The following is an 11,384-nucleotide window of genomic DNA, read 5'->3' as shown; positions in this document are numbered from 1 at the left end:
TTTTTAGGTGAAATGATGAATAAATATTATGAAGAAGAGCCTCTTTCTTACCAAAATACACATCAAGAACCAGTTGAGGGGGAATTTATCAAAGATAACTGGAGTGTCAGGGTTGAAAATGGTAAATACATATTTTCTTATATTTCTGGTGAGTTTTTTGGTCAACTGAAAGAAGTGGAGATAAATAAATGTGATTACTTACAGGCGATCGAGAATGGCATTACATTTGATGAGTTATGCCGCAAGTATAATGTATTTTAATTTTTAATAATCAAAAACCTTGTTTATGATTTTATGTAATCGCTACTTCACATTAAATGTGGCCGTTTAGGCGGCCACTGAATTCAAGCATAAATCGATTTATGGGATAAGCCAAGACTGTAACAGCATTTCCATTGGTTTTGTGCTTTGATAGATGAGATGTGTGTTATAGCTTTAAGTTCGTATTTTAAAAAAAACTGCTCCTGAATACTCGGGACCTAAACTGAAAGAAAATGAATTTTCAACAGATCTAGGTCAATGGAGAGTAAAAAAAGAAGGTTGAGAATAACTTCCTGAGTGCCGATCAGATCGATGATTTTGCGGCCAAGGCCAAAGACTGTAAGGCGCGTGGCGATTGCAAACAAAAATGGAAGATCTGAGCCTCAAGCAGCAGCAAGAACTGATTGCGGTCTGTGCCTCGAACCCGGCGGCTTGTAAAGAAAAATACGGCGATATTCCTGCAAACGGTTTGTTAGTCCGCCAGGCGATTGATAAAGCACTGGGTGAAGATGTGCCTTCACGCATGAAGAATGACATGTCTTCCTTACTGGCTCAGCAGATCGAAGCGGAAGGGGGGCTCCAGTACATAGTTTGCGCATCAGTTGATTAGCCGTTATGGAATTGACAAACAGCAGGCTGAAATCTTAGCGGGCGCGGCAATGGCCGCTGTGACTGGCGGCATGAACAGCAAAGGGACTAAACCATCATCTTCAAACGCAGTGATGGATAATAAAGGTGCTAACTCAGCCAAAGGCCAGCAAGTTAATGCTGGCAATAGTGGAACGAAAGCACCACAAAATCAGTCTGGTAAAACGTAAGCGTCCGGTGATCTCACCTTGCTTTGCCAGATATCTGCATATTTTTGCAGAATCTCCTGGAGATGGTAGGCCTCATATTACTCTTGATAATAATCAGTATAGTTATGTTTGTACCGAAAGGGGGGGTTGAGTCTTCTAGAAAGATAACCTCATCATTGGATGAATTGCTTTATTGGATTATGTCTAGTTTTGTCCGTGAAGTAGCGTACCAATATGAATTGGATCATCGTATTGAAAATAATAGAGATGGAAGGCGTATTACTTTTCCAATGGTCATTGAACTTATGGGAAAACTCCAACCAGCATGGGGATTGAAAGCGAAAAGTGAGATTGATGAAACGCTTTCTAGAAGCCCTTATGATGATGGTAGCTATTAATTGTTACCACGAAAAACGCGGTTGAGAAGCTGACAGGCGTCGGTGAAAAAAACGCCGGACTGGATGAAAAAATCACGAATGTGGGCGAAAAACCCATTATCGTCCGCACGGAAGTGCCGAATTATCAGTTACCGGACAACAGCTTATTTAAACTGAATCTGCCGCCAGAAAATACGCAACCCACACCGGCGGTGGCGGCGATTGACAACCTGCCGCTGGTTGAAACAGATCCGCAGTTTACCCAGCTGAAAAAATGGCTGGGGACGGACTATATGCAACAGCAGCTGCGCTGGGATCACCATAACATGCATAAACGTCTGGGGGATGGTTTCTATGAACAGCGCCTGATCCGTGAGCAGGTGATTAACCTGACTGGCAAACGTTATCTGCCGGGGCACCAGAATGACGAGGAGCAATTTAAGGCGCTGATGAATGCCGGTGTGCGTGCCCGGCACGCCTTTAATCTGGCGCCGGGGATTGCCCTGAGTGCGGAACAGATGGCCCATCTCACCGAAGACATGGTCTGGCTGGTCAATGCCACCGTCACCTTACCGGACGGCCGCCGGCAAACCGTGCTGGTTCCCCAGGTGTATGTGCGCACGCAGGCCGGTTCACTGGATGGCTCTGGCGCCCTGCTCAGTGGCAGTCAGGTCAATCTGCAACTGAGTGGCGACCTGCTCAACCAGGGACGGATTATCGGTCAGGATATCCACGTACTGGCAGAGAATATCCGCAATCAGGGCGGACTGCTGCAAGGCCATCAGGTTGATTTGCAGGCCCGGACCGATATGGTCCAGCGGGGCGGGGCGATTGGTGCCGATAAATCACTGACGATAGGGGCAGGGCATAATATTGATATCGCCAGTACCACCCGCCGCGGTGAAAATCAGGCCGGCAATAACCGGTTCAGTGCCACTTACGTGGATAACGTCGCCCGTGTTTATGTACAGGGTACGGATGGCAAACTGCACCTGCGGGCAGGAAAGGATATTGACATGTCGGCCGCGCAACTGATGTCACAGGGTAAAAACAGTGAGATTCAGTTGGCCGCCGGGCGGGATATTCAGTCCGGTACGGTCAAAACCGCGCAGGGTGAACACCTTGAATGGGGCCGGGACAACACCCTGACCCACACAGAATCAGGGGAAACAGGTACTGATATTAACAGTGCCGGACAGGTCAGCCTGCGCGCCGGACGCGATGTTAACCTTCGCGCAACCGGTATCACGGCCGGTAAAACACTGCAAGTGGCTGCCGGGCGGGAGGTGGCTGTCGTGGCGGGTGAACAGCAGCAAACCCATGACGAATACCTGAAGGTGAAAGGCAGCAACAGCTGGGTTTCCTCGACGACCACCACGACCCGGGAGCAATATGACCGCACCCAGGCGGTCAGCAGCACCCTGAGCGGCGATACCGTGAACATCCAGTCCGGCAAAGATACCACCGTTCAGGGCAGCAATGTGGTGGGCACACAGGATGTGACGATAAAGGCCGGTAATAACCTGACCATCACCACGGCCGAAGAGACAAATCACCGGTTCACCCAGAAGGAAGAGAAAAAATCCGGCCTGATGGGCACCGGTGGCGTGGGCTTTACAATAGGCAGCTCGAAACTCAAACAGTCCAACGACAGCGATGCCCTGTTGCAGAAAGGCAGCACTGTGGGCAGCAGTGACGGCCATGTCACGCTGCATGCCGGCGAACAGGCCAGCCTGCATGGCAGCGAGATTATTGCCGGTAAAGATATTGATATTGAAGCCAAAGAGGTGGCGGTCACGGCCGCGAAAAACAGCCATACCGAACTGAGCAAAACCGAGCAGAAACAATCGGGCCTGACACTGGCGTTGTCCGGTGCTGTCGGCAGTGCGGTTAACACGGCGGTGCAGACGGCGAATGAAGCCAAAGACACGAAAGACAGCCGGTTACAGGCGCTGAAAGGCACGCAGGCCACGCTGTCCGGGGTGCAGGGTTATCAGGCGTGGCAGCTCAGTCAGGCCGACGCCGCGAAAGCCGATGCGATTAATCAGGCGGGCGGGGACGCACAAAAACCGACTGACACCATTGGCCTCCAGCTTTCCTACGGCAGCCAGTCGGCGAAATCGGAAACCCGCACGGAACAGACGCAGTCACAGGGCAGCAGCCTGAATGCCGGGCAGGATATCCGTATCAGGGCCACCGGGGACAATACGGTGGCTGACAGCGGAAATATCCGGGTCAGCTTATTAGCTAATGCAACCGTGGCTTTCATGAACCCACACCGGTCTATTAATTTTCTCAGCCACTCTCCCAGATAATCCCCCCGTTTTTGGACACAGCGCATCACGGCACGGGCACCGTGGATGATTAATGTTCAGAGATGACGGTTGCCATGTTTGCTCAGGGATGACAGGCGGCTTTTGTCGCCTGAACTGTGCTGTCGGGGAACCAAGCCACACCAGGCTGAAAGTTGTCGGCCATTGGCAAATTGGGATGCGCTGACTTCACTCACGAAAGCCGCCGCGATCAGGGGACCGACACCGGGGATCGTGAGCAAATGCTCATAGCCGGTTTGCTGACGGGAAAGTACCGCTATTTCGTTATCCATTTCATGAATGCCGATGTTCAAATCCTGCAGCTCTTCCCATAAAGTCTGCAATAAACGGCGTAGTACACAGGACAGGCTATTGCTGTCCTCTTCCAGAATATCAGGCAGATGCTGTTGCAGTTTCTGAATACCTGAGGGAACTATCAACCCCTGTTCAGCGAGAAAAGCTCGAATTTGGTTGGCGAGTGCGGTGCGGTGTTCCACCATGCGCTGCCGGGCACTGCGTAGGGCTTTAATATCCTGCTGTTCTACAGTTTTGACGGGAACAAAATGGATACCGGGCCGACAGGCCGTTTCGCAGATAGCCAGTGCATCATTGGCATTGTTTTTTTGATGGCGGCTGAAGGCCTTCACATGCTGGGTAGGAATAAGCCTGACAACCTATCCCATCGTCTGCAGCGTTCGCCCCCAATAGTGAGACGTTGCACAAGCTTCCATAGCAATGACGGTTTGCGGAGGGAAAGTGCGCACGACATCAAGTAATTGAGGCCGCCGTGTCGGCTTATGACGGGGGATACGTGAGGATTTCCTGCGAGGTGGCTGTTTCAACCGGCAGCGCAATCTCTTCCGCTTCGTTAAACCACTCCCCTTGTCCAGGGAACGCTTCCGACGAGGCCCCAAACCGTTTTTGCTGCGCTAACCGAAACTGCTCTTCCAAAAACGCAAGCCGCTGCGACTGCTTAATCAGCAGCCGTTTCAGTTCTGCGGGGTCATTGGTCAGGGCATCAATATCGATTTGCATGGGGACATTTTACCCGGCCCCCGGGGCAAAAACTTAATTATTGCGGGTCAGTTTGATGATCATCCATTGATCAGGCGACAGGGCAATCCTGTACGGATAAGGGCTGATGACCGATGACATCGTAACCCGATAACAACCCATGCAGCTGCTGCTCCGTCAGGTTCAGGGCAGGGCTGTTGACGGTGGTAGGCCATTTGAATTTTGCGTTTTCCAGCCGCTTGTACCAGAGCGCAAACCCGGTTTTATCCCAGTAGAGGATTTTGAGTTTATCCCGCTTCTTGTTGCAAAAGAGAAATAACGCTGTCTGCGTCGGAGAAAATCGCATTTCAAGCTCGACTCAGACAACCAGCCCGTTGATGGATTTCCGGAAGTCGATAAACGGGCGGCATAAATAAACCTCCGGCACATCCACAAACATTTTCACGCGGCGATTCCCCGGATAAGGTGTTTATCCGTGCCGGCAGGGAAACGCAGTGTGCCATGAGGTAGTCTCAAATAAAGTGGGGGGCGCACTGGGTGATGCGGATTTTTTCTGAGCGAGACTGACTTTAATAAAAGAAGACAGGGCAGCCGGCCCAGACCGCTTTTCCTGTGGGCGGGAGTCACGTCGGCAGTGGTGATAGAACTGGGTCATAGAGATACCGATTTTTTGGCAAAACTGGCGTATAGTCAGGTCGGATTTTTTCTGCTGTTCAACAATGTCCAGCCACTCGGCTTGAGTAAACCTGGATTGGCTCAGGCGGGATTTTTCCATAATCAGAATAGGTGAAGCTATTTTAATCAGTGAATTCACCCTGGCTAGATGTGGTTCCCAGTACGCTTACAAAGCAATGATAGAAATTTTCATTAGTTACCATCCTTAGTGGTTATTGGTTTAACTTCCGGATTAGTTATTTGGATCCGGTTCTACCATTTTTTCAATCGTATTTAAGTCAACAACGCCCCGCACAATGTAAATACAACCACCATTAATACAGACAAACACGCTTTTGTTCGCTTTTTCTTACAGTGTCCATGCCAAGATTTCGGATTGTTCTTCTATATGTTCTAACTCATCGCCCTTCTCATGGGAAAGCTGATGCAGCTCACTGCGTTTAATATCATCGTCTTCTGAATCTGCCTGTTTATATTCGTTCTTACCCACGAATTTAAACAACACATTACCCGCAGCAGGGGACCCATCTTGCGTGATTATCTGCCTTAATAGGGGCAGCTCTTTTTTCCAGCCAGAAGCATTATTCCAGACGTTTATTTGTCGCTCATGATTCTCACTAATGGATAGCGCTTGTAACTGATCCAGTGTGATTTTATCGTTCGCCAGTTCGTCTAACAGTACCGATGCCATTTCAGCCAAACGTAGACACTTTTTAACATGACGGGTGCTATAACCTAACAGATCAGCAATCTCTGTCTCTTTGCATCCTTTTTTGCTCCGTTCCCCAAATACAATCAGTTGAACCGCTGGGTGCATGGCTTCACTCTGGCTATTTTCAGTCAATGAAACAATCAGAGCATCATTCTCACTGACAATTTTTGCCGGAACCGAATAGGCGTTATCAATCAATTTCTTTTGTAATAGTGCAATAAGTGCTTTTGAACGTCTTTACCCTGCGGTCACATCATATTTACCGTTTTTCAGTGGGTAAACGATCAGATTTTGTAAAATGCCGACGGATTGAATACTGTTAGCCAACTCAACAATTCTGGTTTCATCAATAGGATGCTTACGAACATTCAACTCACTGGGTACTAACTGAGAAAGTGGAATAGAAGTCATTTTTACTACAAGCGAAAAATGCTGCGGATGGTTTTTAGGCGGAATTATTCCCATTTTTCACACAAATGTTCTCTTTAAATGCGATAGAATCCGGGCTCCTTTTATATAGGATGCGACTTGAAATATGGGGAATTTCAGGCTGAAATTTTTACAAAAAATATCGTTAAAACAATAAAATAAGTTATTTCTTCAATGCGGGGAATTTTATCTATTATGCAAAAACATTGACATATTTTTCACCCTAAAGCAGAGGATGTTAAATATCTTAGTTGTGCATTAATAACTATTCCTTGCAGGTAAGTTTCATTACATCCACACATTTACTTAATTACTTTAATTGGGTGTTGAATGATGAAGTAAAACATGACGTATGCGATAACTCTTTATGCTGTACATTATTTTATGGAAAAAACAAAAAAATCAAGTACACTCTACAAAGTGTGTAATTTTAAAAAAAGGTTGTACGCATGAAGAAGAATTACGGTGGAGTCCTTGAAACAGCAAAGCGAGCAGAAAAAATGCTCCAAGGGATGAGTAACCATATAGAACAGCAGCGCATTGAATTTAATCAAACAGAATATTATCAAACCTTCACAAAGAATACTGTGGCCAAAATGCCTATGCTAAACCGACGTTCTGTTGATCTGGCTGTCACCGAAATGGAAAAGCAGGGATATGTGTTCGGGAAGCGCCAAACAGGTTCAACAATGCAATATGCATTAACGCTTCAAAATGTCATCGATATATATAAACACCGTCAAATTCCTACCTATCGGGATAAATGGAAAGAGGCCTTTACTATATTCGTAGTGAATCTAAAAGGTGGTGTATCCAAAACAGTGTCGACAGTTACTCTTGCTCATGGGTTACGGGCGCATCCAACTTTAATTCATAACGACCTGCGTATTCTTGTTATAGATATGGATCCGCAGGCTTCCAGCACAATGTTTCTCAGTCACCATAATAGCATAGGCTCTATTTTGGAAACTGCCGCACAGGCAATGTTGAACAACGTTAGCCGAGAACAATTGATTAAACAATTTATCAGACCAACAATGATGCCTGGTGTGGATGTGATTCCAGCATCAATTGATGATGCATTTGTCGCAAGCGAATGGATCCAGCTGGTACAGGAGTACCTGCCCGGAATGGCACCTTCTGAAGTCCTCCGCAAGACAGTGATTGACCGTTTATCTCATGATTATGATTTTATTCTTATCGACACGGGACCTCACTTGGATGCGTTCATGCTAAATGCCATTGCGGCCAGTAATATATTGCTGACCCCTACGCCACCGGCACAGGTCGACTTTCATTCCACAATGAAGTATTTGACTCGTCTGCCAGAAATGATTGAGCGTATTGAAAATGAAGGTACTGAATTACATTTGCGCGGCAATATTGGGTTTATGTCAAAAATGGGAAATAAATACGACCACCTGACGTCACAAAGTTATGCACGAGAGGTATTTACCTCCTCAATGTTGGATGCCTCTCTGCCAAGACTGGACGGCTTTGAACGTTGTGGGGAATCTTTCGATACAGTTATCAGCGCTAATCCAGCATCTTATCCTGGCAGCTCAGAAGCACTGCGCAACGCAAAAAATCAGGCCGACATTTTCGTTCGAGCAGTTTTCGACAGAATTGAATATATCAGGAATCAACCGTGAATAAATCTATCCAACGAATTGGCAGAACAATGGGCAACTCTCCGTTAAGCAATATGATTTCAAGTCAGGAAATTGAGAGTCGCACATTTACTTTAAGTTCAGGAAAAAAGGTAGTTTTTACTCGTCAGCACATTCAGGCTGAACATATCAAAAACAAAACATTTGTTGATCCGACAATTAATGGCCGTGACCAAAGTATACTAACGAAAGAATCACTTCAGGATATTCTCAGAACAATTCACTTACAGCAATTTTTCCCAGCAATTGGTCGGAAAATCGGAGAAAAAATTGAAATCCTCGACGGCTCCCGTCGTCGCGCGGCCTGTTTGCTAAAAAACACCGGGCTTGATGTGTTAGTGGCCGCTGAAGAAATTAGCATCAAAGATGCGAGACAACTTGCCGCTGACCTCCAAACAGCCAAAGAACATAATCTGCGCGAGCTTGGGAAACGCTATCAGTTAATGGAAAAAAGTGGAATGAACCGCAAAGAGATAGCCAAAGCAGAAGGCGTTTCCACGGCGAAAGTAACCCGAGCTTTTCAAGCTGCGGCCGTACCGGATGAAATGATCGCTTTTTTCCCTGTTGTCTCAGATTTGACGCTACCAGATTACAAATTCCTGCTTGAAATGGCGGAAGACATTGATCGCCGTAAAATCCTGCTCAACGAGATATTAGAAGAAATTCGAATAAAAATTATAGAGACAACGATAGAAGAGGGTGCTTCAGACGCAGTGAAAGACGCGGTAATGAATGTATTCAAGAGCGTTAAGCTCTCTCGTAAGCCACAACCTGTAGCAAAAGCTGAAGTGATAACACCTCTGAGCGTTTTTGAAGATAAACGTATTTATGCTCGTCGCAAGGAGAATACCAAAAACAGAACGCTCATTTATGAGTTCGCTCGTCTTGATAAAAAATTGCAATTGCGTATTGAGCAAACCATGCAGGAAATTTTTGCTGAATATAATAACGAAAAAAAGTAACTATTCGTTGTTACTTGCTTTTCAGATTCCATGGCATGATTGGCAACACATGAAATGGATATGGGTAATACGTTCTTTATATTAATTTAAAAAAGAAGCCAATTATGACATTCGAACTACAGATTTACACCTCACTACTTACCGATGTAAAAGAGAGGATTCGTAGAGGTCAGATTAAAGCTGCTCAATCTGTTAATACTGAACTGATTCAGATGTACTGGGATATCGGACGTATTCTCCATGAACGCCAAAAGCAGCAGGGGTGGGGGGCTGGGATCATCCCGAAGCTGGCACGAGATATTGTTAATGAATTACCAGAAATCAAAGGCTTTTCAGAACGAAATCTGAAGCGTATGTTACGTTTTTACCGAGAATACTCCTTGTCATCAGAAATAGAAACGGCCGCTAATGGAGCAATTGTGCCACAACCTGTGGCACAATTGCCTTGGGGACACAATATTTTACTGATTGAGAAAATAAAAGATCAAACCGAGAGATTCTGGTACGCTGAACAAGTTTTGATACAAGGTTGGAGCCGTGAATCTTTACTTCAGATGATCAAAAATAATGCTTATGCACGGCAGGGAGCTGTTGTTAGTAACTTCAATAATCGATTACCTGTATCTCAATCTGAATTAGTACAACAAACCTTGAAAGACCCCTATATCTTCGATTTTCTCACCTTGTCAGAACCTTTCAAGGAACGTGAACTGGAAACAGAATTACTCAAACACCTTGAAAAATTCTTGCTTGAACTCGGTGAGGGATTTGCTTTTGTGGGACGACAATATCCTATTACTGTAAGTGGACAAGATTACTATATTGACCTGCTTTTTTATCATCTGATTTTGAGAGCTTTCGTTGTAATTGAGTTAAAGCGAGGAGAGTTCAAACCTGAGCATGCTGGTAAGATGAATTTTTACTGTTCTGTGGTCGATGAAAAGCTGAGGCATCCTACTGATCAACCCACTATTGGTCTGATTTTGTGCCAAACCAAAGATCGAATATTGGCAGAATATTCCTTGCGCAGCATTCAAAAACCCATTGGTGTTTCAGATTACGAACTAACCCGTACGTTGCCGGAAGACTTGAAATCTAGTTTACCAAGCATTGAAGAATTAGAAGCAGAACTTAGTCATAGTGATGAAAATTCGTAATGTATGTCTCCATTTTAGCAACCAGAGGATATGCTAAGGTTCTGTCGCATTAACTCGTGCCCGCAACCTCTTGTGGCTTGGCGTACCTGCCAGTGCGCTGAAAGAGCTGCGCTTGGCCTTATTAGCTCAAGGTTTTCTAGAGGCTGAAGTGCAACTTAGTTGAATTATTTGGCAATAGTCAGCAATGCGCATTAGCTGCTGTTGTTAAGTGTAATTTTAAGCATTTATATATGGTGATATTTCAGATAATTACGTTCCTGACGTGGTTTTTTACATCATTGGCTCTCAAACCCCAACAACGATAGATGGATTGTTTATTTTACATACACTGATACTCTATTAGGAAATAATAAAGATGATGTCTTTTTGGCCTGGTTTTTATGGTTTTATACTTTTTACTGCTATTTTTTTGCTATCTATACGTATATTTCGTTCTTCGAAAAATATATTTATGAAAACCATTTTATGTATCATTGTTTTTTCGTCTTCATCTTGTTCTATTAAATCCATGATCAATATGTTTGGGGATAATTTCGAAACTGAAACAAAACTGTTAGTTCAAGGTATGTTATTTTGGGATCATAAAACCGATCCTGATTTTATAATATCCATGAGGAATGCAAGAAAAACGTCAGGGTTTAAATTGGTTAATACATATGTTCATTCTGTCTGGCATGGAAAGTATCGTATTTATAATGGTGAAATACCATTTAATATCTATGAAATCAACTTGGAATGGAAAAATGAAGAAAAAAGCATTGTAGAATATAATTGTTTTATGATGGCTTATGCCACTGATATAATCAATGATTTTTTGAAAGCAATGAGTTATTCAGATGATTGTTCTAAGAAAGACGAGTGGATTTTTAAAGTGAGAGAAAGCATTACTCAATAATAAATCTCTTAGAATAGGAATATGTATACGCAATTAACTTGAAGATGCGGGTTTTAAAATCTGGAAATTATCAGTCAGACGGGTAATGAGTTCACTGGTTTTTTCTGGCAACGTGACATGAAA

15 protein-coding genes are annotated in these 11,384 nt (G+C 44.8%); 9 read left to right on the top strand and 6 right to left on the bottom strand.

From position 1 onward, the window contains the following. The first annotated feature begins 15 nt into the window (after positions 1-15). From Xvie_RS18325 to Xvie_RS18310, 5 genes are all read left to right on the top strand, one after another. A complete protein-coding gene (locus tag Xvie_RS18325) occupies positions 16-261 on the top strand; it encodes a hypothetical protein (RefSeq protein ID WP_086110605.1) in 246 nt (81 codons plus the stop codon). Positions 262-616: 355 nt separating this feature from the next. After that, positions 617-871: a hypothetical protein gene (locus Xvie_RS18320; protein ID WP_244175727.1), complete on the top strand. Its 255-nt coding sequence runs from the start codon at positions 617-619 to the stop codon at positions 869-871. 49 nt (positions 872-920) lie between these two features. Next, positions 921-1,079: a hypothetical protein gene (locus tag Xvie_RS22355; RefSeq protein WP_208612620.1), complete on the top strand. Its 159-nt coding sequence runs from the start codon at positions 921-923 to the stop codon at positions 1,077-1,079. Between the two features lie 104 nt (positions 1,080-1,183). Continuing rightward, positions 1,184-1,456, top strand: coding sequence for an Imm63 family immunity protein (locus Xvie_RS18315; RefSeq protein ID WP_086110610.1), 273 nt, complete (start codon positions 1,184-1,186; stop codon positions 1,454-1,456). Between the two features lie 80 nt (positions 1,457-1,536). Next, complete coding sequence (locus Xvie_RS18310) at positions 1,537-3,750, top strand: beta strand repeat-containing protein (RefSeq protein ID WP_086110604.1); 2,214 nt, start codon at positions 1,537-1,539, stop codon at positions 3,748-3,750. A 56-nt stretch (positions 3,751-3,806) separates the two neighbouring features. Here the strand turns inward: Xvie_RS18310 and Xvie_RS18305 are convergent, their stop codons facing one another. The 6 genes from Xvie_RS18305 to Xvie_RS18280 all read right to left on the bottom strand — a co-directional run bounded on the left by Xvie_RS18305 (position 3,807) and on the right by Xvie_RS18280 (position 6,613). Continuing rightward, complete coding sequence (locus Xvie_RS18305; RefSeq protein WP_279625689.1) at positions 3,807-4,409, bottom strand: IS110 family RNA-guided transposase; 603 nt, start codon at positions 4,407-4,409, stop codon at positions 3,807-3,809. A gap of 133 nt (positions 4,410-4,542) precedes the next feature. Then, a complete protein-coding gene (locus Xvie_RS25915) occupies positions 4,543-4,782 on the bottom strand; it encodes an IS66 family transposase (RefSeq protein ID WP_086110603.1) in 240 nt (79 codons plus the stop codon). Positions 4,783-4,852: 70 nt separating this feature from the next. Next, the gene (gene tnpB / locus Xvie_RS18295) at positions 4,853-5,107 is read right to left on the bottom strand and encodes an IS66 family insertion sequence element accessory protein TnpB (RefSeq protein WP_139838886.1); all 255 of its coding nucleotides are present in this window, start codon (positions 5,105-5,107) and stop codon (positions 4,853-4,855) included. 123 nt (positions 5,108-5,230) lie between these two features. Then, a complete protein-coding gene (tnpA, locus tag Xvie_RS18290) occupies positions 5,231-5,575 on the bottom strand; it encodes an IS66 family insertion sequence element accessory protein TnpA (RefSeq protein WP_086110602.1) in 345 nt (114 codons plus the stop codon). Between the two features lie 210 nt (positions 5,576-5,785). Further along, the gene (locus Xvie_RS18285; RefSeq protein WP_086110601.1) at positions 5,786-6,346 is read right to left on the bottom strand and encodes a ParB/RepB/Spo0J family partition protein; all 561 of its coding nucleotides are present in this window, start codon (positions 6,344-6,346) and stop codon (positions 5,786-5,788) included. 39 nt (positions 6,347-6,385) lie between these two features. After that, positions 6,386-6,613, bottom strand: a complete 228-nt coding sequence (locus Xvie_RS18280) for a ParB/RepB/Spo0J family partition protein (RefSeq protein ID WP_086110600.1) — start codon at positions 6,611-6,613, stop codon at positions 6,386-6,388. A 413-nt stretch (positions 6,614-7,026) separates the two neighbouring features. On the opposite strand from Xvie_RS18280, the gene Xvie_RS18275 reads away from it, so the two are divergent. The 4 genes from Xvie_RS18275 to Xvie_RS18260 all read left to right on the top strand — a co-directional run bounded on the left by Xvie_RS18275 (position 7,027) and on the right by Xvie_RS18260 (position 11,261). Beyond that, complete coding sequence (locus Xvie_RS18275) at positions 7,027-8,229, top strand: AAA family ATPase (RefSeq protein ID WP_086110599.1); 1,203 nt, start codon at positions 7,027-7,029, stop codon at positions 8,227-8,229. Further along, entirely contained in the window at positions 8,226-9,209 is a 984-nt protein-coding gene (locus Xvie_RS18270; protein ID WP_086110598.1) for a ParB/RepB/Spo0J family partition protein, read from the top strand. Before Xvie_RS18275 ends, Xvie_RS18270 begins: the two co-directional genes overlap by 4 nt. Before the next feature lie 104 nt (positions 9,210-9,313). Further along, positions 9,314-10,366 (top strand): PDDEXK nuclease domain-containing protein, encoded by a 1,053-nt coding sequence (locus Xvie_RS18265; protein WP_086110597.1) that lies wholly within the window; start codon positions 9,314-9,316, stop codon positions 10,364-10,366. A gap of 355 nt (positions 10,367-10,721) precedes the next feature. Then, complete coding sequence (locus tag Xvie_RS18260) at positions 10,722-11,261, top strand: hypothetical protein (RefSeq protein ID WP_086110596.1); 540 nt, start codon at positions 10,722-10,724, stop codon at positions 11,259-11,261. The last annotated feature ends 123 nt before the right edge of the window (positions 11,262-11,384 follow it).

Origin of the sequence: Xenorhabdus vietnamensis (assembly GCF_002127535.1) — a bacterium.
In the GTDB taxonomy this organism is placed as follows: Bacteria; Pseudomonadota; Gammaproteobacteria; order Enterobacterales; family Enterobacteriaceae; genus Xenorhabdus; species Xenorhabdus vietnamensis.
The sequence above is the reverse complement of the archived record's forward strand: the minus strand, read 5'-3'. Positions and strand labels throughout refer to the sequence as shown.

Excerpts from the sequence above, each read along its gene's own strand:
- Xvie_RS18265 (WP_086110597.1), top strand. The coding sequence starts at position 9,314 with ATGACATTCGAACTACAGATTTACACCTCACTACTTACCGATGTAAAA.
- Xvie_RS18325 (WP_086110605.1), top strand. The coding sequence starts at position 16 with ATGAATAAATATTATGAAGAAGAGCCTCTTTCTTACCAAAATACACAT.
- Xvie_RS18260 (WP_086110596.1), top strand. The coding sequence starts at position 10,722 with ATGATGTCTTTTTGGCCTGGTTTTTATGGTTTTATACTTTTTACTGCT.
- Xvie_RS18280 (WP_086110600.1), bottom strand. The coding sequence starts at position 6,613 with ATGGGAATAATTCCGCCTAAAAACCATCCGCAGCATTTTTCGCTTGTA.
- Xvie_RS18315 (WP_086110610.1), top strand. The coding sequence starts at position 1,184 with ATGTTTGTACCGAAAGGGGGGGTTGAGTCTTCTAGAAAGATAACCTCA.
- Xvie_RS25915 (WP_086110603.1), bottom strand. The coding sequence starts at position 4,782 with ATGCAAATCGATATTGATGCCCTGACCAATGACCCCGCAGAACTGAAA.
- Xvie_RS22355 (WP_208612620.1), top strand. The coding sequence starts at position 921 with ATGGCCGCTGTGACTGGCGGCATGAACAGCAAAGGGACTAAACCATCA.
- Xvie_RS18275 (WP_086110599.1), top strand. The coding sequence starts at position 7,027 with ATGAAGAAGAATTACGGTGGAGTCCTTGAAACAGCAAAGCGAGCAGAA.
- tnpB (WP_139838886.1), bottom strand. The coding sequence starts at position 5,107 with ATGCGATTTTCTCCGACGCAGACAGCGTTATTTCTCTTTTGCAACAAG.